Origin of the sequence: Nocardiopsis rhodophaea (assembly GCF_039530945.1) — a bacterium.
Lineage (GTDB): Bacteria > Actinomycetota > Actinomycetes > Streptosporangiales > Streptosporangiaceae > Nocardiopsis_C > Nocardiopsis_C rhodophaea.
The window spans coordinates 38861-64866 of sequence record NZ_BAAAPC010000011.1; the positions used below are offsets into that span (position 1 = coordinate 38861).

The following is a 26006-nucleotide window of genomic DNA, read 5'->3' on the forward strand; positions in this document are numbered from 1 at the left end:
GTTTCTTCGCGGCGTCATCGGCCAGTGGCAAGTCATGGCACAGTGAGTAACCGTGCCGAGTGGGGATTGCAGGGTTCCGACAGTGATCAGTGGTGAGAGCAGCGTGTCCGACATGACGGAGCGGAGCGCGGACGCAGGGGTCGGTACGACCACACAAGCAGAAGCGGACACAACGACAGCAGTGGCAGCCGAGTCAAGCCCATTTGCCCCCGGAGCCCGCATCGAGGTCCGCGACGCCGAATGGATGGTGCGCACCTGCATCCCCACCAATCACCCGGATGAAGACGGCTACATGGTGCGGGCCGTGGGGGTCTCCGAGTTCGTCCGTGAGGAAGATGCCGTCTTCTTCACCGGCATCGACGACGTGCGCCCGCTTCGGCCCGAGGACACCGTGCTCGTCCCCGACGACTCTGCCCGGTTCGCACAAAGCCGGCTGTACCTGGAGTCGGTGCTGCGCCGTACCCCGCTCCCCCAGTCGGAGCGGCGGCTCGCGATGACCGACAAGTTCCTCCTCGATGAGCACGTCTACCAGCAGCGCCCGGCCGAGCTGGCATTGCAGGGGCTGCGACCGCGGCTGCTCATCGCCGACGTGGTGGGGCTCGGTAAGACCCTGGAGATCGGGCTCATTCTTGCCGAGCTGATACGCCGCGGCCGCGGCGAGCGCATCCTCGTCGTTACGCCCCAACAGGTCCTGGAACAGTTCCAGCAGGAGCTGTGGACCCGGTTCGCCATCCCTCTCGTCCGCCTGGACTCAGTCGGCTTGGAGCGGGTGCAGCGCGAGATCCCGGCCGGACGCAACCCCTTCCTGTACTTCAAGCGCGCCATCATCTCGGTCGACACCCTGAAGAACCAGGGCAAGTACGGGCAGCACCTGCGCAATATGACGTGGGACGCCGTCGTCATCGACGAATCCCACAACCTCATCAACGAGGGCAACCTGCGCAACCGCCTGGCCAAGCTGCTGGCCGCCCAGACCGACGCACTGCTGCTGGCCAGCGCGACCCCGCACAACGGCAACGCCCGATCGTTCGCCGAGCTGATCCGGATGCTCGACCCGGCCGCCATCGTCGACCCCGAGAACTACTCGGCCGATGACATCGCCCACCTCTATATCCGCCGCACCAAAGTGAATCCGGAGGTGCGGGAGCAGATGGGCGACAAGTGGCCGGACCGCGGGCCGTCGGAGTCCGTCTACTGCGCGGCCACTCCGGCCGAGGAAGCCGTGTTCGACGAACTGACCCGCGTCTGGCTACGTGGGGAAGGCCGCGAGGGCGGACCGGTCGTACGCCGCGAGCGCAGACTTTTCCCCTACACCCTCATCAAGGCGTTCCTATCGTCCCACCGAGCGCTCGCCACCACCATCGACAACCGGCTGGCAAGCATGACTGTGGGCAGCACCGGAAAACTGAAGGACGGCCAGGACGAGCGCGAGTTCGGTGCTCTCAAGGACCTAAAACAGCTGGTAGAGCGCATCAGCGACGCGGACTCGGCCAAACGCGCCGCCCTCATCGAGCAGCTGAAGGACATCGGTGTCGGAAAGGGACAGAAGACACGCGCGGTCGTGTTCTCCGAATCCATTCCCACCCTTGAGTGGCTGGTCGAGACCGTTCCGGCGGAGCTGGGCCTGAAGAGCGATCAGATCGCGCTGCTCAAAGGCAATGGCATGTCCGACCAGGAGCAGCAGCGCATCATCGACGACTTCGCGCTGGAGGACAGCAAGGTCCGCATCTTCTTCACCAGTGACATCGCGTCCGAGGGCGTCAACCTGCACCGCCAGTGCCACCACCTGATCCACTACGACTTGCCGTGGAGCCTGATCCGCATCGAGCAGCGCAACGGACGCATCGACCGCTACGGCCAGGAGCACGAGCCCCAGTTCAAGGCGCTCATTCACACATCGCAGGTGGAGGGCGTCACCGACGACCGGACTGTGGCCGAGAAACTGCTCAAGCGCGAGGAGCAGGCGCACCGCAGCCTCGGCACGGCCGAGGCCGTCACCGGCGAGTTCAGCGCGAAGAAGGAGGAGGACCGGCTCATCCACGACCTCCTCACCGGTAGATCGGTCGACGAATCACTGGATCGCCCGGGTGCTGGGGACGTGGAAGACGACTGGATGGGCCACCTTTACGGTGATGGGGTCGGCGTGCCGGAGCACGCGGCAGCACCAGAGATCGCCCCGGTCCCCCGGCTTTTCGACTCAACCGAGGCGTTCGTGCGGACCGCGTTGGAGACCGTCTGCCCTGAAGTACAGGTGGACGAGGATGGCACGATGCTCGCTTTCGAGCCACCGGCCGACCTCAAGCACCGGCTCTCCGTGCTGCCCGCCTCGTATCTGAAGAAGCGCAAGGTCACCGAACGGATGCGGGTGACCTTCGACAAGCAGCACGGCGAGGAGAAGCGCGAGGAAGCCCGTCAGACCGAGACCTCATGGCCGGAGACCGCATACGTAAGCGATCTTCATCCGATGGTCGAGTGGCTGGTGGACAAGGTGCAGGTGCGCCTGCATCGGCAGCAGGCACCCGTCATCACGGGACGCGTGGACAGCCCGGTGTTCCTCGTGCAGGGCATCTACTCCAACGAGCTGGGCCAGCCAACGGTGGTCGAGTGGATGGCGGTGGGCGGGCTGCCCGACCAGCCGCAGGTGGAAGACATGTTCGATGTGCTCCGGCGGGCCGAGGTCGGCCCGGAGATGATCAACACGGGCACGCCTAGCGATCTGGAGCCGCTCCAAAAGCTCGTCGAACCGGCGGTGCGCGCGGCCCGCGAGCACCTGGATACCTGCCGGGCCGACTACGACGAGCGTATCGAGGAACAGCTCGCCCAGCCAGAGCAGCAGCTCCGGCAGTGGCAGCAGCTCAGCCTTGAAGGGATCGGTGCCGATCCGCGGAGTGAGCGGCGGCGCCGTGAGGTCGATGCGACCGTCGCCGAGCAGGAACGACTGATGAAGAAGATGCGGACGAACGGGGAGCCGCTTCTGCGCATCCTCGCTGTGGTGAAGGGGGCGTCGTGAGCTACGACTCGCTGGTGAATCGCGGTGACTACTTCTCCGCCCACTACCTGGCCGAGGTTCTGCCCAAGACACTGAAGGGCAAGGACGGCCCGTTCCGCAGGTGGACCGAGCTGGAGAAAGAGGCCGAGCGCGAGAAGCGCGAGCGCAGGGCCGCGCGGAAGCAGGAGGCACCCGCGGAGGGTGCGGAGACGGATGCGTCGGAAGCATCCGAGGAGTCTGCCGACGAGACGTCCCGCTCCACCACACCGACGCCGCGCGCCGGCCTGCGCGCGCTGAAGTCGCGATACTTCAAAGAGCGTCCGACCTTCGCCGAGGCGACGGCCGACATCCGCGAAGGCGGCGGGGTCCGGCCCAATGAGGCCGCTGCGTACCGAGAGCGCCTTCACGAACTACACCGCGACGTCCTGTCGGCCCTGGGGTACAGCGTCAAGCCCGAGCCGGTGGATTTCCTGGTGGATGACGGCGACGAGCAGCGCACGGTACGGGTAGCCCTGCACGAGCCGACGCTGGCCGCGATCGAATGCGGCTGGGCCCCGGACGTGGACGCGGCTATGGACGAGGCCGAAGCGGGACGGCTGCTGGACCCTGCGGACGTGGGCGAGCGGGAGCCCATCACGCTCGGCACCAAGCTCGCGTCGTGGTTGCTCAACCAGGACGAGCGGCTGCGGTATGTGCTGATCCTCGCGGGCGGTGTGATCATCCTCGCCGACCGTGCGGTGTGGGGCGAGGGCCGGTACCTGGCGGTCAGCTTGGACGTAGCGCTCGGGCGCGGGGACAACGACGAGCTCGGCACGATCGCCGCGCTGTTCGGCGCCGAGGCACTGCTCCCGCCCGAGGAGGGCGGCACCGAGCCGATCCAGGCGCTGTTGGACGCGTCCCGCCAGCACGCGGTCGGTGTCTCAAAGGACCTGCGGGAGGGCCTACAGAAGTCGGTCGAGATCATCGCCAACGAGGTGCTGGAACGACTGCGCGAACAGGGGGTGCGTCCGGATCAGCTGGCCGACTCCAATAAGGAGTTCGCCGACGAACTGGCCCGCGAGTCGCTGCGGTATCTGTACCGAATCCTGTTCCTGCTGTACGCGGAGGCACGCCCGGAATTGGGCGTGGTTCCGGCAGACGATGAGGCGTACATGCGCGGATACAGCATGGCCCGCCTCGGTGACCTGGTCGTGCAGGGATTGGTCGGCGAGGAGGCGCGCAACAGCGTGCACCTCTACGAGTCGCTGGACCTGCTCTTCCGGATGGTCAATGAGGGCCACCGACCGCGCGGCCGCGTGCTGTCGGAGGACGAGGCACGTGATCTGTCGGAGGGTGACGGCCTACGGTTCGAGGCGCTGAGGGCCGACCTCTTCGCCCCCGAGCGGACGCGACTCATCGGCCGCGCGCTGGTCCATCCGGACGATGACCAGGACGATCCGGTAATGCCACGGCTCGACACCCGACTGCGGAACAAGGCGCTACACCGGGTGCTGCGTCTGCTGATGCTGGCACGCGGCAAGCGCAAGGAACGGGGCGGGTTCATCTCGTACGCGCAGCTGGGCATCAACCAGCTTGGTGCGGTGTACGAGGGACTGATGTCCTACACCGGGTTCATCGCTGAGGAGTTGCTGTACGAGGCGGCCAAGAACGGCGACCCGAAGGACGGTTCCTGGCTGGTCCCGCACTCGGCAGTGGCCGACTACCCGGACGACGTCTGGGTCCCGGAGAAGGACGAGGACGGCTTCCCCACCGGCGAGCGCGTCGTCTACAAGCCGGGCTCGTTCGTGTACCGGCTGGCTGGACGCGACCGTGAGACGAGCGCGTCGTACTACACACCCGAGTCACTGACCCAGCTGACGGTACAGCTGGCCTTGCGGGAGCTTCTGGACCAGGACGGCAAGACGACCAAGGCCCGCGAGCTCCTGGACTGGACCATCTGCGAGCCAGCACTGGGCTCCGGGGCATTCCTCAACGAGGCCATCAACCAGGTGGCGGCCGAGTACCTCAAGCGGCGGCAGAATGAACTCGGCGTGCGATTGGAGCCGGAAGACTACGCCCACGAACTGCAGAAAGTGAAAGCGTATATCGCCCTCCACCGCTGCTACGGCGTCGACCTGAACGCGACAGCCGTGGAGTTGGCGGAAGTATCTCTCTGGCTCAACGTCATGCACCCCGGGCTCCAGGCCCCATGGTTCGGCCTCCACCTGCGGCGAGGCAACTCGCTGATCGGTGCTGGGCGACGACTGTACAGCCCCGACCAGCTGGCCAAGGGAGCGTGGCTCAAGGAAGCGCCGACCGATCACCCCTTCCGGGAAGGCGAGATCCCCGAAGGTTACATCCACCACTTCCTCCTCCCTGCCCAGGGCTGGGGTTGCGTCGCAGCAGAGAGAGAGGCGCGGTCACTCGCCCCGGACGACGCCAAGCGCCTCGCCGACTGGCGCAGGGCGATACGCAAGGCACCATCGGCGAAGAAGAAGCGGGGCGAAAAGCAGTCTCAGGTCCAGCGACTCCAAGGCCTAGCCCGCCGAGCCGAGTACCTGTGGCAACTGGTCATCCGCCGGCTAGAGATTTCCGAGAGGGAGATCAGCCGCCACATCGATGTCTGGGGCGCCGATGACCTGGAGCACCCCGAGACAGCTGTTCCCAGGGAAAAGGTCCTCGCTGACCTAACGGCACAAGGCACACCCTATTGGCGTTTGAAGACCCTGATGGACGCCTGGTGCGCACTGTGGTTCTGGCCCGTGGAGAAGGCAGGGCTGCTGGACGGAAGCGATGATCTCTACCAACGGCTAGAAGACACACTCGATGTCAGTCGACCAAGGGGAAACGACTCACTGTTTGGTGTAGCGAGCAAGAGTGTCCCTCTCTCATGCCTTGATAACTGGCTTGACTTCGCTGAGGCCCTTCTCGGTCGAGCAGACATTCCTAAAGACTCCCTCGTGGAACACTTCGCGAGCCTAGAAGATCTCAGTGACCATGAAGACCAGCTTCCAGCATGGACGGGAATGGAGTCAGAATTCAAGTTAGCAGAGCGATTTCCTTGGCTCCACACAGTAGAAGACCTCGCTAATCAGCGCGGGTACTTCCACTGGGAACTTCAGTTTGCGCACATTTTCCAGAATTGCGGATTCACACTTCAAGTAGGAAACCCCCCATGGGTGCGCCCCGAATGGGATGAGGAATCAGTACTCGCAGAGCTGGACCCGTGGTTCAAGCTACACGAAAGAGTGAACGCTGGCACCGTCGCGAAACGCAAATCGGACGCGCTTCAGCCACGGCACAACGCCTGCTATTTTCTCACAAACCTAGCTGAGGTATCTGGCATGAGTTCCTTCCTGTCAGACAATACAACCTATTTCCTTCTATCTGGAACTCGCCCCGACCTTTATCGAGCTTTCATGTGCCGAACGTGGGACAATATGGCCCAAAAAGGAAGCGTCGGCCTCATCCATTCAGACACCCACTTTGGGGGAACAAAGGAAGGCAAACTTCGAGCTGCCTCATACAAACGTCTTAAATTTCACGCCCATTTCGTCAATGCGGGAAACTGGGCCTTCCCCAGCCCAGTTGGACGGAGCCGAGAATTCGGCGTTCACATCTACGCACACGAATCCGAGATTAGATTTAAGACTATGAACTGGCTGTATGGGGCGTCAGTCGTCACGGGTTCTCTGAAGCACGACGGACGCGGACCTGCACCAGGAATTAAGAATGACGGAAAGTGGGACCTACAACCTCACAAGGATAGGATTGTTTCTGTAGACCTTAAACAGCTTGCTGAATGGAGGCGCCTAACCGATTCGACAGACGTACCAATCGAGCAGACTCCTCTATTGCACCCAGTAACGGCATCCGAATCAGGAGCCATGAGGGAACTCGCGAACTTCAAGAGCCGACTAGGGACCCACAACCCGTATATCAGCCAAGGATTCAACGAGGCAAACGATCGGAAATCTGGAATAATTCGATGGGATAATTCACCCGCCCCGAATCTCACCGAGTCCATTCTTCAGGGACCCCACATCGAACCTTCCACGCCCTTGATGCAGAATCCAAACATTCCTTTCAAGCATGCCAAGGACTGGAAGTCATTCAATCCCTCCACCATCCCAGCGGACACGCTACCCAATACCAACTATAAGCGTGCCTGCACATATGAAGAGTTTTTGTCCTCTCAAGAGATGTGGGGAGACCGTCGTTACACCGGATACTTTCGCCTGGCTTGGCGCAACATGATCGCATCTGATACCGAGCGGAGTCTTTTTGCCGCACTTATCCCGCCCGGCCCCGCGCATGTGCACGCCGTTCGTTCAATGGCGTTGAGTGACAACCGTCAGACTGTCCTCAACTGCGGCTTCTGGTCATCCTTGCCCCTGGACTATCTCCTGCGCGTAACTGGGCGCTCGCATCTCGACGTCTCTGAAGCTCACAAAATGCCGTCGCCATCCGACCGACATCCATTGGCCCTGCCCCTGCTTGTAAGAACAGCTCGGCTCAACTGTCTCACTGACGCGTACTTTCCACTTTGGAATGAACTCTATATATCTGATTGGCAGAATCAGGATTGGGCTATTAATTGGCCGCATCTTGCAAAGCTCGGTAATATCTCTCCAAAGTGGGACTACACTACTCCACTCCGAACGGAATATGAGCGACGTGCCGCCTTAGTAGAGATAGATGCGCTCGTGGCAGTCTGGCTCGGACTATCCAGCGATCAACTGAACTCTATATATGACGCTCGATTCCAAATTCTTGCTGGACGCGACCGGGATACTTGGTTCGACGCTAACGGTAGAAAAATCGCTGCAGACCGCTACGCCTACGGATTCGATCAGACTAAAGAACACTACGTCCAACTTCAGACATACCTAGATTCGTCTTGCGCTGAGCCGACCCCAGAAGGCTACACACCCCCCTTTTATAAAGCCAATCGAAAAAACGAGTACCGCCAGGCCCACGCCTACTTCACGGAGATACTAGAACGCGCCAAGGCCAACGGTGAGTGGGATGGGGAGGACTGATCATGCAGCCCACCCTCGCCGCTGTTGAGATCAAACGGAACATCACGCAATACCTCTCCACCACCTTCGCGCTCGCTGACGAGCCTGTCCGCGAGGGATTGGAGGAGTTCCTCAACGACCCCCACCACGGGATTTTCCGTGGCCCCTACCTCCGGATCCGGACACCATTCCGCCCGGCCGACGGGGAATGGCGGGGGAGCTTGGAGTGGGCTCCGGCCGGGTTCACTCCTTACCGGCATCAGGCGCGAGCTTTCCAGCGGCTTTCGACACTCCGTGGTCCGGCCCAACCCACAATCATTACGACCGGGACCGGCTCCGGAAAGACCGAGTCGTTCGTCATCCCGGTGCTCGACCACTGCCGCCGGGAGCGGGCACGCGGCAACGCCGGGGTGAAAGCGGTCCTGCTCTACCCGATGAACGCACTCGCCACCGACCAGGCGCAGCGGTTGAACGACTACTTGGGTCAGCAGGGGCTCGAAGGCGTTACCGCGGGTCTCTATATCGGTGATACGCCCGAGACCGGTTACCGGAACATCATCACCAGGCGTGACGAGATCCGCCGGGTCCGGCCCGACATTCTCATCACCAACTACAAGATGCTCGACCTGCTTCTGCTGCGCGAGCACGACCTCCCACTCTGGGAGGGCTCAGACCTCGCTTACGTCGTCGTGGACGAGTTCCACACCTACGACGGCGCGCAGGGTACCGACGTGGCGATGCTGTTGCGACGCCTCGCCGCCGCAACAGGCAATACCCGCCCTGGCCAGCCGCTCGGGGACATCTGCCCGGTCGCGACCAGCGCCACCCTCGGCGCGGGCGACGGCTCCGCAGAATCTGACCAGGCCATCCGCGAGGTGGCCGCGACCGTGTTCGCCACCGAGTTCGGTCCCGACTCCGTCATCGGCGAAGACCGCCTCACCGCCGAGGAATTCGTCCCATTCAACAAGATCGAGTACAGCCTCCCTCTCCCTAACCCGGTTGAGGTCGCCAACCTCCCCGACCCGCATGGCGGGGACCCCACGGCCATGGCGCGCATCATGGCGGCTTTCACGGGTCAGGACGACCTCTCCCCGCAGGAACTGGGCAAGGTGCTCAGGACGCACATCCTGACCAGTGCCGTCCTGGAAATCCTCGACGGAGGGATTTCCACCGCCGACGAGATCCTCGAAACGCTTCCCAAGCGCGGCGCCTACGCCTGGGGACAGGCGCTGCGCACCGCTCCCGCCCAGACGGCCGAGGCTCTGGCGCGCTACGTCGCGCTGCTGTCCATCGCGCGCGACCCGAACGACCCCACCCAGCCCTTCCTCGCTATCGAGACGCACCTCTGGGCACGAGCGATCACCCGGCTGCTGCGCGCCGTGTCCGAGAAACCGGCATTCAGCTGGCACGGTGAGGCCGCACCGGCCCTGGACGGCGAGACCACGGCCTCCGGCATCGGCCGGGGCCGTCTCCCTGCCGTGTACTGCCGCCAGTGCGGCCGGTCGGGGTGGGCGGCGATTTCGCCGGAGCGCAACCCGACCCAGCTCGTGACAGACCCGGAACGGATCTATCGGGGCGCGATCTCCGCCAAGAAGTACCTCCGCGTGTTCATCCACGCGAGCCGTACCGAAGCCGCACAGCGCACCGCCGGACAGAACGTCCACGTGCTCAGCGCCTCCGGCGAGAACATCCGCCCCGTCGACGGCACCGACATTGCCGCCGCGGCCAAGGGCGAGCTCGACGGCGTGTTCGTCATCGGCGACCTCGCCCACACCAAGGAAGCGTTCCGCGACGCCGAGATGGACCGCTGCCCCGCCTGCCGTTCCGAGCAGGGCACCCGCTTCCTCGGTTCGGGACCGGCCGCGCTCGCCTCGGTGGCGGTCACCGAGCTCTTCACCGGCGGGCAGCTCGGCGGGGATCTCAACAGCGATAACAGTGACCAGCCCAAGACACTCATCTTCAACGACTCGGTGCAGGACGCCGCGCACCGCGCCGGATTCGTGTCGAACCGGTCCTACACCTTCTCCCTGCGCACGCTCCTGGCCGAGCACCTGCCACGGGACGGGTCACCGATCGCGCTGAACGACCTGATCGCCGACACCGTTACCAGCGCCGCCGACCCCAAGTTCCTGGCCTGCGTGGTCCCGCCCGACCTGCACGAGCGCGCCGAAGTCGACCAGCTGCTGGCCGGGGAGGATCCGGGCGGCACCCGGGTGTGGGAGCTCATCGGCGAGCGGCTCGCGTTCTCCTCGGTCCTCGAATTCGGGCTGCGTTCGCGACAGGGCCGCACCCTGGAGCTCACCCGGACGGCTGCTGCCGAGGTCCGCATCGACTCCCCCGACCGGCTCGCCTCGCTCGCCCGGGACCTGCTGCTCCACGATCCGCACCAGACCGTCGACGGCGGGCTGCCCGAGCCGCACGTCTTCGTCGGCTACCTGCGCGGCCTCCTGGAGCGACTGCGCACGCGCGGCGGCGTCGCCCACCACTGGCTGACTCCGTGGCTGAACGCCGCCGGGACCCGCCGCTACGGCACGATCTGGGGCAAGCGACCCGACGGCATGCCCGCGTTCCCGGCCGGACTGCCGTCACCGCGCTTCCTGCTGGGCCAGGTCAAGAACCGCAGCGAGTTCGACTCCATCGCCGGCCGCGGCAACTGGTACCAGGACTGGACGGCACGCTGCCTCGGCGTGGACACCGACACGGCGACACGCTACCTAGGTCGGCTGCTGGAGCTCCTGGCCGACGAGGGCGTCCTCTTCCGTCACACCGCCGCCGATGGCGCCACCCGCGTCTACGGGCTCATGCCCGGCCACGTGCACGTCCGCCGCCTGGCCGATGCCGAGACGGCCGCGGCCGGACTGATCTGCCCAGTGTGTAACTGGAAGCAGACCGTGCACCCCGCGCTTCTCCCCGCCTGCGAAGGGATGCGGTGCCCGCGGTACCGCTGCTCCGACGGCGTGCTGCGGGTTGACGAAGACCGGCGGTTCGCCTCCGACTACTACCGGGGGCTGTACCTGTCCGCCGAACCGTTCCGGGTGACCACCGCCGAGCACACCGGCCAGTTGACCCGCGCCCAGCGGGAGCGCACCGAGGAGGCGTTCCGCGAGGGCACCCGCTACAGCGACCCGAACGTGCTGTCGTGCACACCCACCCTGGAGCTCGGCATCGACATCGGGGCGCTGTCGACCGTGATCCTGGGATCGCTGCCGAACGGCCCCGCGAACTACGTGCAGCGCGCCGGACGTGCCGGACGGCGCTCCGGCAACGCCTTCCTGCTCACGCTGATCGGTCGGCGCCCGCGCGAGCGGTACTACCTGGCCGCCCCTCGCGACATGATCGCCGGGCAGATCACCCCGCCCGGGAGCTACCCCTCAGCTGTGGAGATCCTGCGCCGCCAGTACGCGGCGCACCTGCTCGACCTGGCGGCCCGCGGTCGCCTGCCCGGTGTGTCCGCACTGCCGCGACGCGCGTCGGCGCTGTTCGGGGAGACCGGATGGCTCGGCCCGTTCGTCGACGCCGCATTGGCTGAGGGGCCGCGGCTGGTGGAGGACTTCCTCGCCCTGTTCGCGGGTGCGGGCGCCGATGTCAGCGATGAAGCGGCCGCTGAGCTGCGCTCGTATGCCGCGGCCGGGATCAAGGACTTCCTGGCCGATGCGGAGCGCAAGTGGCAGGCGCGACTGGCCGACCTGCGCGCCCGCCTGGAGGTCATCGACGCCGCGGCGGCGGCGCTGCTCGACTCCGACCCGCAGCAGCGGTCCCGGAAGCGGCAGCTGTCCGCCGAGCGCCGGGAGATCGCCCGCGTCATCACGTCGGCCGGAAAGGGCAGCGCGCACGGCGCCCTCGTCGAGCTCGGTGTGCTGCCGAACTACTCCCTGGTGGACTCGGTGACCGAGCTGGAGGCCACGATCTCCTGGGAGGAGACCGACTCCGAGCAGAAGACCACCTACCACAGCGAGATCCGCGAGTACGAGCGGTCGGCGACGTCGGCCCTGACCGAACTCGCCCCCGGCAACCACTTCTACGTGCGCGGCTACCGGCACCAGGTCGATGGCATCGACATCGGCACCCAGAACCGGCCGACATGGACCCGGTGGCGGGTGTGCCCGGAGTGCGGTTACGTGCGGACGACAGCGGCCGACGAGGACACCCGGCCCTGCCCGCAGTGCCGCAGTGCGAGCATCGGAGACCAGAGCGCGCTGCACAACGTGATCGAACCGACCCGGGTCTTCGCGCGGGACCGGCGCGAGGACGCGCTGATCCGTGACGACCACGACGAGCGGCAGCGCCGCTTCTACGAGACACCGGTGGCCGTGGACATCGCGCGCGAGGACATCGCGCCGGGGGCGTGGCGGCACCGGACCCGCGCCTTCGGCGTCGAGTTCACCCGCGGAGCGTTGATCCGCCGGTTCAACCTCGGGGCGCTGCGGATGGACCGTCCGGCGGACGCACCGTTCGCCGGGGAGCTGGTCCGGCCCAACCCGTTCCGCGTGTGCACCACGTGCGGCGGCGCGACACCGGACGACCCCGGGCCTGACCGGCGCGACGAGTACCTGACGACGAGCGGCTACGACTCCTCCCCCAGCCACCACCGCCCCTGGTGCCGCCAGCGGCGCGGCGACGCTGTGGAGCATCTTCCCTTGGTGCTCGCCCACACGCTGCGCACGGAGGCGCTGCGCATCCTGCTTCCCGCCGCCACGGTTCAGGTGCCGGAGCGCACCATCAGCTTCAAGGCCGCGCTGATGGCGGGATTCGCCAGCGTCTACGGCGGGGAACTGCCGCACCTGGCGTCGACGGTCGCGACCATGCCGGACGAGGAGACGGGACGGCGTCGGCAGTACCTCATCGTCTATGACACACTGCCCGGCGGCACCGGCTACCTGAACCCGCGGTCCGGCGAGGAGGGCATCCGGGAGATCCTGTCCCGCGCCCTGGAGGTGGTCGACGGCTGCACCTGCGCCACGGAAGCCGACCGGGCCGCATGCCACCGGTGCCTGCTCGCCTACGTCAGCGACCGCGAGTTCCCCCACACCGACCGCGCCCTGGCGTCACGGATGCTGCACGACCTGTTGGACGACTGGGGCACCACGAGCATCGCGGGGACCAGCGAGATCTCGCTGTGGGATCAGGTCGAGAGCGAACTGGAGGCGCGGTTCCTGGCCGCGCTCACCGCATGGGCCGACGAGCCGCGGGCGGGTCGTTCGCTGAGTCCGGCCGCACGGGTCAACGACCGGCGGACGGCCGAGCTTCGGCTGACCGGGTCCGACGGCTCGGTGGTGAGCTGGCAGGTCATCATGCAGAACACGATCAAGGGCACGCGTCCCGATGTGCTGTTCCGGCGGCTGGACGCCGAAGCGACACAGGTGGCGGTGTACCTCGACGGCTACGAGTACCACGCGGCGCCACATCGCAACCGGCTGGCCGATGACGCCGAGAAGCGCGCTCGGCTGCGGGCTCACGGGTGTACTGTCTTCCAGCTCACCTGGGACGACATCGCCTCGTGGGAGAACCGGGACGTGGCCGGAGCGCAGCGGTGGAAGCCGTACGGCCACCGTGCGGAGGGCGCGGCGCTCACCGCCTACCGGCAGGAGGGCGGCGATGGCGAGGAGTTGCGGTCCACGGTGTGGGTGCGGCCCATCGACATGCTCCTGGCGTTTCTGTCTGATCCTGACCGACAGACATGGCGGCGCCGCGCGTCTGCGGCGGCAGCCGGAATCGGCCGTACTCCCGGAGCAGAAGCCGCACGGGTGAGCCGGGAGACGGTGGGTGGCGCGCTCGTCGCGGCCCTGTCCGGCGATCCGCTGGCGTCGCGGGGGACGGACGGCACAATGATGCTGCTGCGCGGTGCCGATGACGACGGCTGTCCGGTGGTGGTGCTGCTCGACCGGCAGACGCGGTCGGTCAGCGGCTTCACCGTGGTCGATGACCGGCAAGCGACGGCCACCGCCGATCCGGAGCAGCACAGGCGCCGGTGGCAGGCCTGGCTGTACTGGGGGAATCTGCTCCAGTTTCTGGCGGGCGAACACAGCGACGGCGGGCAGCTCGCGCTGAGCGACCTGGAAGCGTTCGACGCCGAGGTCATCGCGGCGGCCGGAGGTGTCGGCCTGGAAGAGACCCACGCGAGACTGCCGCTGGACGACGAGACGGCCGAGCTGTTCGGCGACGCTCTGCCCAGCGGCCGCAGGGCAGGGCGGGGCATCGTCGATGCGGAGGACGACGGGCGGACCGAGGAAGCCGAAGGTGCTTCCCGCGAACCCGACCGGGCCGAGGCTGTCGGCCGTGCGGCGGCCGACACTGCTGTCCCGTCCGAGGCTCCCGCGCCGCAGTCGGCAGGGGCCGGTCGGCCGACACCTGAGCACGGCACGGAGGCCGGCAGCGGCGTAGATTCGGCGCCCGTGGCCCCGGAACCAGACCAGCGGGGATGGACCGAGGTGCTTGCCTATCTGGAGCGGGACGAGCCCGGGCTGGAGTCGCTGGTGCGCAGCTTGATCGACCGCGGTGTTCCGGTTCCCGAGGCAGGCTACGAGCTCTCCGGTGGACTGTGGCCGGCCGAGCTCGCCTGGCCTGAGCAGCGGATCGCGGTCGTCCTGTCCGACGCTCTACTGACCAACAAGGAAGAAAAGGCCAAGGGAGACGCGGCCTACGCCGCAGCCGGGTGGACGGCGCGCGAGGCGCAGGACTGGGACGCCGCGGAGATCGCGGCGCGGGTGATGGGAACGGAAGGATGAGCGTGCAGGGCAAGGCGACGCTGAGGCTCTTGGACAAGGCGGATAAGGAGATCAAGAGACTCCCCCGGGTCGTCAAGGGCGCTATCTACGACTTCCAGTACAAGTTCCGGGAGAACCCCAACTCCCCGGGGCTGCGGCTCAAACAGCTGAAGGGGAACGATCGCCTGTATTCGGCGCGGGTCACCGACGACTACCGGGCGCTCCTGCTCCACGTCGGCGAGAGCGACTACATCCTCGTCGCGGTCCGGCACCGCAGCGAGGTGTACGACAACCTCGACCGGTTCCACCACCAGGTGAACCCCGTCACGGGGGGTATCGAGTTCCTGGAGGTCGTGGAGTCCGCGACGGTGCGGGCTGCCAGCGGGACCCCCGGGACGTCCGAGCCTTCGGGGAGTGAAGGCCCCGGGTCCGTCGACTCGCCGTCTGCTCCGGTGGCGGATCCCGCACCCGAGCCGGGGGCTGAGCGGCAGAAGCGGTCGGAACCGGAGCCGTCAGGTGAGCCGCCGCGTGCCCACGGGCGCCCCCTGCTGGCGGGGGTCAGTGCGGAGCAGCTGCGCGAGCTCGGGGTGGCCGAAGCGCTGATCCCGCTGGCCCTGGACGTCAGCACCGAGGAGAAGATGCTCGGGCTGGTCGAGTACGCCCCGGCGCACTCCGAAGAGGTCCTGCTTGCTCTGGCCGAGGGCAAAGGCTTCGACGAGGTCCTGGAGAGCATCACCCGACCGGTCGCGGCGACCGAGCCCGTCGATGTCACCGACTACTCGGCCGCCCTGAACCGATCCACGACCAGGGTGACTACCGAGGACACGGACCTGCGCGAGGCCATCGAGGACGACTTCGGCCGCTGGAAGGTCTACCTGCACCCGACACAGGAGAGGCTGGTCAAGCGTCGCTACAAGGGCCCCGCCCGGGTGAGCGGCGGCCCGGGAACCGGCAAGACCATCGTCGCGCTGCATCGGGTGAAGTACCTGGTCGAGCAGCTGCCTCCGGGACGCACCAAGGCCGTGCTGCTGACCACCTACAACCGGAATCTCGCAACCGACCTGCGCAAACGGCTGCTGGATCTCGGCGGCCAAGAGTTGGTCGACCGCGTCCACATCGTCAACATCGACAGCCTGGCCAACCAGATCGTCGCCGAGGCCGCTCAGGGCGGCCGCCGTCGGTGGATCAGCGACGCGCAGGCGCTGGACGAGTGGCAGGACATGCTCTCCGAGATCGGTGAGACGCGCTGGGACGCGGATTTCCTCAACGCCGAGTGGAGCCAGGTCATCCTGGGCCAAGCGGTCAACTCGCGGGCCGACTACTTCCGCGCCCGGCGCGCGGGACGCGGCCAGCGCATCAGTCGGGCGCAGCGGGCCGAGATCTGGCAGCTGGTGGAACGGTTCACCATGCGCCTCGACGAGAAGCGGGTGTGGACGCACCGCCAGGTCGCGGAAATCGCCGCCCGCATCAAGGGAGAGCAGGCCGCCAAGATCGCCGCCTACAAGGACGACGAAGCCCAGCACGGCGGGCCGATGCTGCACCGCCTGGACCAGTCGTGGGCGAATCTCCGCCACGACTACCAGCACATCGTGGTGGACGAGGCCCAGGACCTGAACCCGGCCCACTGGAAGCTGCTGCGCGCGATGGTGGCGGAGAAAGACGACGACATCTTCCTGGTCGGCGACACGCACCAGCGCATCTACGACAACTACGTCTCGCTGGGCAGTCTCGGTGTCAACATCCGCGGTCGCTCGTCGCGGCTCACGCTCAGTTACCGGACGACGAAGCAGATCCTCGGATCCGCCCTCGGCCTGCTCGGCGACGAGGCATGGGACGACCTCGACGACGGCAGCGACAATCTCGGCGGGTACCGTTCGATCCTGCGAGGCCCCACACCGTCGTTCATCCGGGCCGCCACATGGCACGAGGAGCTGGACGCGCTGGCCGCCCAGGTCAGCGAGTGGCGGGGGATCGACGGAGACAACGGTTCCATCGCCGTGGCCGTCCCTACCCGGGACATGGTCGGGGAGGTGGAGCGCCAGTTGTCGAAGTCGGGGATCAGCTCGGTGTCGATTGGACCGGACGGACCTCGCGCCGAAGCCGCCGTGCATGTCGGGACACTGCACCGTTTCAAAGGGCTGGAGTACCGCTTCGTGGCGATCGCAGGCATGTGCGATGGGCTGGTTCCGCGCCGGGGCATCGAGCGCTTCCGGGAGAGCGACCCCCTGCGTTACCGGCGTGAGATACAGAAGGCCCGATCGTTGATCTTCGTCGCCGCCACCCGCGCGCGGGACGCGCTGGCAGTGTCCTGGCACGGGTCCCCCAGCCCGTTCGTTCCAACGTCGGTCGCATCAGCCCCGGCGCCTTCGCTCGACGACGGACTCTTCCGACCGACGAACGCGCTGTTCTGAGGCGGGGGCCGAGCCCCGGGGCGGCCGTACGACAAGCGGACGGCCGCCCGCCTGTGGGCACCCGATCAGGGGGCAAGCAGTTCTGAGGCCACACTGTCCGGATCACTCAAGCACCGCCAGGCCGGCACACGCAGAGCAGGGACGCCTGTGACGGCTTCGAAAAGGGCGACCCGATCGAGGGTCCGGTACAGGACCCGCCCCAGGTCCCCTGCCGCTCCCTGATCCGTTCCGGCCCAGTCGATGAAGACGGCCGTCTCTCCGTCACCCGTCGGGACGCTGAGGTCGCACGTGTAACCGTTGAGGCGTCGGCCCACTGTCGGAGACGCGCCTCGCTTCTGCAACGCAGAGAAAAGCGATTCGCGCGCGGTGTCGTCAGGGAGGAGGGGGCCATCCACCGCGGCTGTCTGTCGTGCGATGTCCGTGAGCACGCCGTCCCGTTCCGACCAGTAGCCCCGGTCACCGACGATGTACAGCCGTGATCTGGCGCGCGTGATGGCCACGTTCCACAGATTCTGCTGGGAAACGGCCCAATTCCCGGATCTGCGGTCCACTCCGGTCGCGGCCGCCGGGGAGACCACGATGACATCGCATTCCCCGCCTTGGAATGTGTGCACCGTACCGACACGGATCCGGTCCGTTCCCTTCGGTCCCAGCCGGTTCTCGACCAGACGGCACTGCGCCGTGAACGGGGAGACGACACCGATCGACGTTGAACTCGGCAGGGCCCACAGCTCACGCAGCTGTTCGATGACCGCGTCGGCCTCCATACGGTTGCGGCACGAGCCGCCCTCGGGGCGCTCGGGCTCTCCCCGCACATCGATCCATTGCACGGCGGGGTCGATCGGTTCCTTCAGCTTCTGCGTGTTCGTGCGGATCGCCAGCCGATTCCCATAGAAGCGCCGATTGGCGGGGGCGACGATGTCCGGATGGCACCGATAATGCTCGTCCAGCCACAGGACCTGGCCTCCCGCCCGAGCCAGCGCCGCGGCTGCGGCATGGTAGGCGGAGCTGCGGCTGTAGATCAGCGACCGTTCGTCCAGCCAACGCTCGGCGATCCCGGCCAGCCGCTGTGCCCGCTGGTCCTCCGCTGGGTCCAGGGTGTGCACCGGCTGCAGCTGGTGGGGGTCACCGATAACGAGAGCGCGTTTCGCCCGGTAGAGAAGTGGGATGAGGTCGGCGACCGTGCACTGGCTGGCCTCATCGATGACGACGAGGTCGAACAGGCCGGGGTTAGGAGGGAGCACCCCCCGCACGGACCGGGACGTTGTCGCCCAGGCCCGGACCGTCCTCACCAGGGCGGGGATACCCTTCCACGACTTGTCCTCGGCGAGCGCCTGGAGGCGGTTGTCGATATGGTCCTGTCCGGATTGAAGAGCCGCGGCCACCTGCCCCACAACGAACTGGGCGCTGTCCGCGCGGCGGCCGTCTCGGATCGCCTTCGCGGCCCTGTACAGCTCTGCCGGATCGGGGTGGCTCGCTAGGCGCCCGTGTACCGCTCGCCAGGAGCGTTCGGTCGCGAGGAAACGGAGCAGCGCGACGAGTCCGGGTTCCTCGGGAACGACCCCCAGCCCACGCCGGATCCGCCACCGATGCCACCATCGCGTCCATCGGCTTTCCAGCGCTTTCCCCACCCGCTGGCCCCAGGCGCGCACGGTATCGATGTCGCGGAACGTCTCCGGAGTCAAACCCCCGGGCAGGTCTGCTATCTCTCGCTCCCTGTCGGGAGCCAGCACGGCGAGGTGGTGTTCAGCCCCGGCGATATCGGCGAGGCCCGAGCGGATTTCGCCCAGCTGCCGCTCATGGACCTTCAGCTTTTCGGCCAGTGTCCGCACGTCGATCCGGTCGAATTGGGCGGCGCGCAGGTCGGACAGGATGCCTCGCTCGCGTTGGCGTTCTTCGGCGTTGCCCGTGCGAACGATCAGGTCGGCGTCATCAAGCAGCTTGTTCGCCCGCCGGACCACCTCATCGACGGCCGTGTTGTTGGTGGAGGCGATCAGGACCGACTGACCGGCCGTCACCGCACTGGTGACGACGGAGGTGATGAGCTCACTCTTACCTGTTCCCGCGGCTCCGGTGGCGACGGTGAGTCGCCGGGTCATCGCGGAGGCGAGGATCTCCTCCTGGGAGGTGTTGCTGAGTCCGGTGATCACCGGGGTGAAGGGCTGCTGGGGAGGTCTGGCCTCAGCTCGGCCGCTGAGCGCCGCGAGCGCGGTACCGTCGATGCGATCCGGCTTCATGGCGTTCTCACTGGGGGCGTCGAGGTCCCCTATCAGCTGTTTGACAGCTCTCGCGGCCAGGTCCGCCACATGCAGGAGGGCGACGTTCTGCGCTCCGGTCCGCAGAGGCACCGCCAGATCCAGTCGGTCACGCAGACGTCCGGGTTCGAGGGCGTTCACGCACTCCAGGTCGAGCACCTTGCAGACGCTGCGCGCCTTGTCCCCGAGTTTGGACAGGCTTTCACTGGCCCAATCCGCCTTGAACCAGGTGGTCAGTTCCTCCAGGTCCGGTGGGTCGAGGTCGGCGACGGAGGCGGCCAGTTCGGCGTTGAGCTCGATCTCCCCCACGGGTAGCAAGTACAGCCCGTCGTCCTCTTGTACCGCTTCGACATCCATCACGAAGAGCGGCGCGACCTTCCACTCCGAGCGTTTTCCCCGGCGCCGGGCTGCGGCGTCGAATACCACGGCGGGATACCCGTAGCGCAGTGCCTGGTGGCTGGCTGCCGCGCTGCGCACCAGCCGTTCAGCGTCACCGGTCAGCCTCCACCGTTCGTCGGTACCGCTCAGCAGCCGCTCCTTGCCCATCCCACAGGCTGCGTGCCGCGCGCCCTTCGTCGCTTTCGCGTCCGGGAGCTGCTGCAGGACACTCTGCCGAGACAAGCACGCCCGGTAGTAGGTGAAGAGCGACGTCCACCGTCGAAGACCGAAGTCGGCGTCCGGGTCTCCGCGCGGTCCTGACTCGCTGGAGCCGGCGTGCGCCGAGCCCTCTGCCCCCGGCGCGACTCGCTCGCCACGGGTCCGATCCGCGCCCTTCTCGGCAGAACCTGACGGAGGGGTGCGACTCCCATGCGCGCTTACCGCCGTCGCCGACTCGACATGCCGTGCGAGGTTCACGCGGCCGACCGCGCCCAGAGCGAAACCGGTGACCCGCTGCCGCCCATCGCGCTCCACTTCCCGCCGAACGAATCTGTGCAGGCTTTCCCAGTCGATCCAGCCAGTACCGTCGGTGTCCTCCGCCTCGCCGGACAGCCCCCGGGCCACGGCGTCGCTGAACGGCGAAGGGTGGGCACCGGCCGCGTTAGCTCCCTCATGCGCTGGCTGGTTCGCGCCTGAGGAGGCGATGACGTACGTCCCCTCTCCCCGTTCCTCAAGAAACTCCCGCTGGAAGTTGATGGTGTCTGTGTCCTGGCCGGATCGTGTGGTGAATCCGTCGGCGAAGGAACCGCTGTAGCAGCAGTCGAGAAGGAGGACTTTGCTGGTCACCCGGGAGTCTTGGAGCATCCGCTGCAGCGCCTCCGACGACAGGCCGGTGGATAGCGGACTGTTCTGGCGCGTATCCCGGAAGGTGAGGTGCAAGCGCCCGTACCTGTCCAGCACGCCGTGCCCGGAGAACGAGATGAGGATCAGATCGTCCGGTTTCCCGGTGGTGAGCGCTGCCTCTATCGCCTGACTGGCTTCACCGCGTGTCGGTTCGAGGAGCGGGACGATCTCATCGAACTCGCCGTTCGCTTTCAGGGCCCGCTCGATGGCGTCGACGTCTGCCCGCGGAGATCGCAGGTCTTCCAGGGCACCATCGTCGTAGTTACACGTTCCGATCAGGATGGCGACCCGTCTCACCGGTCCTCGCCCTCGTCTTGAGGGCCGCTGGTCCTGCGTTTGTCGCCTTGGGCTTCTCCGCCCTCGATCATCGCGAGGAAGGCCGCGACGTCCTCCGGCTTCACTCCGCCCTTCACTTCCAGTTTCACACCGTCGGCTTCAACCGTGACGGACTTCTGGGCGCTCCGTTCCAGCCAAGCGGTGGTGACAGTGACGATATGCGGCAGGACGGTTTTGACGGATAGACCAGCGAGAGTGATCGCTCCCAGGAGCGTAGGCGCATCGGCCCTCGTTCCCGGCCGCGGCGCCCCTCGCGCCATATCGACCCGGTCGATGTCGAGTTGCCACAGCTGTCGCATCAGGTCCCTGGTGTGCTGATCAGCTTCCCGTGCTGTGACGTCGTCCTCGAAACCGATGCAGACCGTCAGTCCCGCCACTCCCTGCCCTTCTTCCATCGCCCCTCCGCTTTCCTTTTTCTTCGCTCCTCGACGATCGCCCCGCGCGATATCGAGAGTGTCCTGATGCAGACATGATCGATACGTCTAGCAGTCATTGGACCACTACGGTCGAGCATGGCTAACAATGGCCGTTTCCGGCCAGAGTTTTCTCGCGCCCGCCGCGATGGATGAGAACGGCACGCATGCCGCTCCGCTGATTCCGGTTCCGCTCCCCACTTTCCCTCCGAGGAGCGGATGCGCCTGACACCCACAGCCATCAGTACGTCGCACCAACCCAGGCTGGTGCCGCGCGAAAGTAAGGCCCCCGGCCACCGCACTACCGCGTTACGCCTCAGCGTGAAAAACCTTTTCACCCCCTCATCGAGCGCGTGCCGGACGATCCAGCGCAGTCGTTTTCCGGGGAGAAATGGCGTCGGAATACGGATCCGCAGGTAGCAGCATCACTTCATGCACTGAGGATGTCGACCGGAGGGGCTTCGGTGACGGCGGACCGTATGGGTGGGATCACCGGGTCCATTGATACTCGTGTCGGCCTCCGCTGGTGGGTCAGCCCGGTGACCCCGTCAATGGACAGAACACGGGGGTCGACCCGAGCTGTGCGCGATGACGCGCCCCTCGGGGTTGAGAAACGGGGGTGAACGTGCCCCCGGCTGATCGTGTTGGCGCTGGGAGGAGCTGGGGGCGCTGACCTCTTTGCGCCGCTGTCGTGGACCTGCCGGCGCTGCCTAGCGCGGCGGAGGATCTGGGCGTGGCCGACACTACGGCGCAGCTCACGTTGAGCGTGTGCCTGATCGGCCTCGCGGCGGGGCAGCTCGTGGCGGGGCCGGTGGGCGATGCCTTTGGAGGGCGCCGTCGCCGTTGCTCACCTCAGGCGCACTGCGTCCCATCGGGCCTCGGCGGCCCCTCGGGGCGGTCGAGGTGATCGGCGAGGACGGCGCGGTGGGTGGGGCGGGCCTGGGTGTGCAGGGCTCGGCCGGAGTCGGTGGGGGCGACGAAGACGGCGCGGCGGTCGTCGGAGCACATGGCGCGGGTGACGAGGCCTCGGCTTTCCAGGCGGGCGATGGTGCGGGACAGGGCGCTCTGGCTGAGGTACATGCCCGCGGCCAGATCCTGCATGCGGAGTTTCTCGTGGTCCGCGTCGATGAGCAGGTCGAGGGCCTCGAAGTCGCTCATGCCGATGCCGTGCCCCTCCTGCAGCGCGCGATCGAGCGCGCAGGACAGGGTGTGGTAGCGAGCGAGGAGCTCCCGCCATCTGGAGGCCAGATCCACGTCACGTGTCGGCGTCATGGCCAAGAGCCTAACATGCAGGAACATTTTATGCACCCACATTTAATGCTTCGACATTAGATGCGCCGACATGTAACCTCTCGGCTCGTGACTTCCACCGCGCCTACATCTGTCGTCCCGCCTGCCCAACCCCACTCCGCCTCCGACGCCTCCCCTGCCCCCTCGGGTGGGCAGGGCTGGCCCCTCCGCCGCTGGGGCCTGCTCATCGTCCTGTGCCTCGCGCTCTTCCTCGACGCCCTCGACGTGTCGATGATCGGTGTGGCGCTGCCGTCCATCGGGGCGGAGCTCGGCCTGGCAACGGCCGAGCTGCAGTGGGTCGTCAGCGGTTATGTGCTCGGCTTCGGCGGCCTGCTGCTCCTTGGCGGCCGCACCGCCGACCTGATGGGGCGGCGCAAGGTGTTCCTGATCGCCCTGGCCGCATTCGCCCTCGCCTCCCTGCTCGGCGGCGTGGTCGACAGCGGGCCGCTGCTCATCGCCAGCCGCTGCCTCAAGGGCGTCGCCGCGGCCTTCACCGCCCCCACCGGGCTGTCGATCATCACCACGACCTTCGCCGAAGGCCGACACCGCAACCGCGCCCTGTCCATCTACACCATCTTCGGCGCCAGCGGGTTCTCCTCCGGGCTCATCTTCGGCGGCCTGATGACCGGCATCGGCTGGCGCTGGACCTTCTTCTTCCCGGTCCCCATCGCCATCGCCGCGCTCATCGTCGGCTTCGCCCTCATCCCCCGCGACCGCCCCGACGCCACCGGCGGCTACGACCTGCTCGGCGCGATCACCTCGACGTCGGCCATGCTGGTCCTCGTCTACTCCGTTGTCACCGCACCGGAGATCGGCTGGTTGCATCCGCGGACCGTCGGCCTGTTCCTCGTGGCCGCGGCGCTCGTCGCCGCGTTCATCATGACCGAGCGGCGCGTCGCCCACCCGCTCGTGCGCCTCGGGATCCTGCGCGTCGGCTCCCTCGTGCGCGCGAACGTCGCCATGATGGCCCTGTTCGGCTCGTTCGCGAGCTTCCAGTTCCTGCTCACCCTCTTCCTGCAGCAGGCGCTGGGCCGCACCCCGCTCGAAATGGCGATGGCCCTCCTCCCCACCGGACTGCTGGTCGCCCTCAGCGCGTTCTTCTCCGACCGCCTCATCGACCGGTTCGGCACCCCGCGCCTCATCACCGCCGGGCTGCTCGCCCTGTCGGCGGGGTACCTGCTCTTCCTCCGCGTCGACACCGACCCCGTCTACGCCACGATGATCCTGCCGACCGCCCTGCTGCTCGGTGTCGGCTTCGCGCTGGGCTTCCCGTCCATCAACGTCCAGGCCACCGCCGGGGTCGACGACGACGAGCAGGGGCTGGCCGCTGGTCTGGTCCAGACCTCGGGGCAGGTGGGCGGCGCGCTGGTGCTCGCCGTCACGACGGCGCTCATCGCAGTCGACCACGCCACCGGCGCGGGTGCCACCTCCGACGCCACCGCGGAGCAGATGCTCGCGCAGTTCCAGCCCGGCCTGTACTTCGTCACCGCGGTCGCCCTCCTGGGCGTCGCGCTGACGGCCCTCCCCCTGCTGTTCGGCCGACGGCCGACCGCGCCGACCGAGAGTTCCGAGAACACCGAGACCGCCGATCTGAGAACGACGGTGTAGGGGTGCCCCACGCCTCCGACGCCCGGCCCCCCGTCCCCTGACCGGGGACGGGGGGCCGGGACCTGGCGTCGGTCAGAGTTTGCGGAAGTCGCGGGCTTCCTCGGCGGCGGTGGCGACCATCGCCAGGTCGGCACCGCTCCCGGCAGTCACCTTGGCCGCGACCGCGCCCTCCACGAAGGGCGCGTCCACCAGGCGCACCTGGGGATCCGGCTGGTCCTCCAGCACCATCTTGGTGGTCAGCACCGAGCTGCCGAGGTCGGCCAGGACGACCACACCGGCGCCCGATCCCGCCTTCTCGATCGCCGAGCTCACCTTGGCGTAGGACGTGCCAAGCCCGCCGTCGTCCGTTCCCCCCGCCACCGCGACGTCCACGTGTTCGGTGCCGAGTTCGCCGATCATCGCCGCCACTCCCTCGGCGAGTTCGGCGCTGTGCGAGACGAGGACGATGCCCACCCTGGCTGTCATGGAAGCCGACCCTACCCCCGCCTTTCCCGACGTGGAAGGGGTGTTCCGGGCGCGGATCAGCGGGTAGGTCATTTTCACTTCCCGATCACGCCGGTTTGCCCCTGTCCCATTCTCACCATTTCCGCCACACTTCCCCTACCGGGCCATCAACCGATCTCGCTCTTCCATCCGTCCGCTCCTTCCTGCCACCCGACCGCGGCGGGGCGGAGTCCGAGCAGGAGGTACGCGTCGTGAAGAAGTTCGTCAACAGCCCCGACACCGTCCTGGGCGACGCCCTCACCGGAGTCGCCGCCGCCCACCCCGAACTCTCGGTCGACGTCGAACGGCGGTTCGTCACCCGCGCGGACGCGCCCCGGCCCGGAAAGGTCGCCCTGGTCTCCGGCGGCGGGTCCGGACACGAGCCGCTGCACGCCGGGTTCGTCGGCCTCGGCATGTTGGACGCCGCGTGTCCCGGAGAGATCTTCACGTCCCCCGTGCCCGACCAGATGCTCGGCGCCGCCTCCGCCGTCGACTCCGGCTTCGGCGTCCTGTTCATCGTGAAGAACTACACCGGCGACGTCATGAACTTCGAGATGGCCGCGGAACTGGCCGCCGACGACGGCCGGGAGACCGCCAGTGTTCTGGTCAACGACGACGTGGCCGTACAGGACTCCACGTTCACCGCCGGGCGGCGCGGCACCGGCGCGACCCTGTTCGTCGAGAAGATCGCCGGTGCGCTGGCCGAGCAGGGCGCCGACCTGGCCGCCGTGGCCGACATCGGGCGCCGGGTCAACGCCTCCTCGCGCTCGTTCGCCATCGCCCTCACCGCCTGCACCACCCCCGCCACGGGCAAGCCCGGCTTCGACCTTCCCTCCGACGAGATCGAGGTCGGCGTGGGCATCCACGGCGAGCCCGGCCGGAGCCGGGAGAAGATGCGCCCCGCGAGCGACCTGGCCGCCGAGCTCGTCGAGACCGTCCTGGAGGACCTTCCGCCGTCGTCGGACTCCCCCGCGATCGTCATGCTCAACGGCATGGGCGGCACCCCGCTGATCGAGCTCTACGTCCTCTTCGGCGAGGTGAGCAGGCGGCTGGAAGAGCGCGGTGTCCGCATCGCCCGCAGCCTCGTCGGCAACTACGTCACCAGCCTCGACATGGCCGGGGCGTCACTGACCGTCTGCCACGCCGACGACCGGATGGTCGAGCTGTGGGACGCGCCGGTACGCACTCCGGCGCTGCGGTGGGGCACCTGAGCGGCGGAGGATCAGACGGAACAGA

At 67.1% G+C, this 26006-nt stretch carries 10 protein-coding genes; 6 read left to right on the plus strand and 4 right to left on the minus strand.

Annotation, left to right across the window (positions count from 1 at the left end; translation table 11 throughout):
* Positions 1 to 181: 181 nt before the first annotated feature.
* Genes ABD259_RS13725 through ABD259_RS13740 form a run of 4 tightly spaced genes read left to right on the plus strand, consistent with a single transcriptional unit; the run spans position 182 to position 17104 of the window.
* Positions 182 to 3010: a DEAD/DEAH box helicase gene (locus tag ABD259_RS13725; protein ID WP_344162714.1), complete on the plus strand. Its 2829-nt coding sequence runs from the start codon at positions 182 to 184 to the stop codon at positions 3008 to 3010.
* Positions 3007 to 8010 (plus strand): class I SAM-dependent DNA methyltransferase, encoded by a 5004-nt coding sequence (locus ABD259_RS13730; RefSeq protein WP_344162717.1) that lies wholly within the window; start codon positions 3007 to 3009, stop codon positions 8008 to 8010. The genes ABD259_RS13725 and ABD259_RS13730 overlap by 4 nt, the downstream gene beginning before the upstream one ends.
* A 2-nt stretch (positions 8011 to 8012) precedes the next feature.
* Positions 8013 to 14714, plus strand: a complete 6702-nt coding sequence (locus ABD259_RS13735) for a DEAD/DEAH box helicase (RefSeq protein ID WP_344162720.1) — start codon at positions 8013 to 8015, stop codon at positions 14712 to 14714.
* Positions 14711 to 17104 (plus strand): UvrD-helicase domain-containing protein, encoded by a 2394-nt coding sequence (locus ABD259_RS13740; RefSeq protein ID WP_344101093.1) that lies wholly within the window; start codon positions 14711 to 14713, stop codon positions 17102 to 17104. Before ABD259_RS13735 ends, ABD259_RS13740 begins: the two co-directional genes overlap by 4 nt.
* Before the next feature lie 65 nt (positions 17105 to 17169).
* Here ABD259_RS13740 and ABD259_RS13745 read toward each other — a convergent pair whose 3' ends face one another.
* The 3 genes from ABD259_RS13745 to ABD259_RS13755 all read right to left on the minus strand — a co-directional run bounded on the left by ABD259_RS13745 (position 17170) and on the right by ABD259_RS13755 (position 22661).
* The gene (locus ABD259_RS13745; RefSeq protein WP_344162721.1) at positions 17170 to 20937 is read right to left on the minus strand and encodes a caspase, EACC1-associated type; all 3768 of its coding nucleotides are present in this window, start codon (positions 20935 to 20937) and stop codon (positions 17170 to 17172) included.
* A complete protein-coding gene (locus tag ABD259_RS13750; protein WP_344101096.1) occupies positions 20934 to 21371 on the minus strand; it encodes a hypothetical protein in 438 nt (145 codons plus the stop codon). The genes ABD259_RS13745 and ABD259_RS13750 overlap by 4 nt, the downstream gene beginning before the upstream one ends.
* A gap of 870 nt (positions 21372 to 22241) precedes the next feature.
* Positions 22242 to 22661, minus strand: coding sequence for a MarR family winged helix-turn-helix transcriptional regulator (locus tag ABD259_RS13755; RefSeq protein WP_344101098.1), 420 nt, complete (start codon positions 22659 to 22661; stop codon positions 22242 to 22244).
* Between the two features lie 60 nt (positions 22662 to 22721).
* On the opposite strand from ABD259_RS13755, the gene ABD259_RS13760 reads away from it, so the two are divergent.
* Positions 22722 to 24287, plus strand: a complete 1566-nt coding sequence (locus ABD259_RS13760; RefSeq protein ID WP_344162723.1) for an MFS transporter — start codon at positions 22722 to 22724, stop codon at positions 24285 to 24287.
* Positions 24288 to 24359: 72 nt separating this feature from the next.
* Here the strand turns inward: ABD259_RS13760 and dhaM are convergent, their stop codons facing one another.
* A complete protein-coding gene (gene dhaM, locus ABD259_RS13765; protein WP_344101102.1) occupies positions 24360 to 24752 on the minus strand; it encodes a dihydroxyacetone kinase phosphoryl donor subunit DhaM in 393 nt (130 codons plus the stop codon).
* A 230-nt stretch (positions 24753 to 24982) separates the two neighbouring features.
* Between dhaM and dhaK the strand changes: the two genes are divergently transcribed.
* Positions 24983 to 25981: a dihydroxyacetone kinase subunit DhaK gene (dhaK, locus tag ABD259_RS13770; protein WP_344101104.1), complete on the plus strand. Its 999-nt coding sequence runs from the start codon at positions 24983 to 24985 to the stop codon at positions 25979 to 25981.
* Positions 25982 to 26006: the final 25 nt, after the last annotated feature.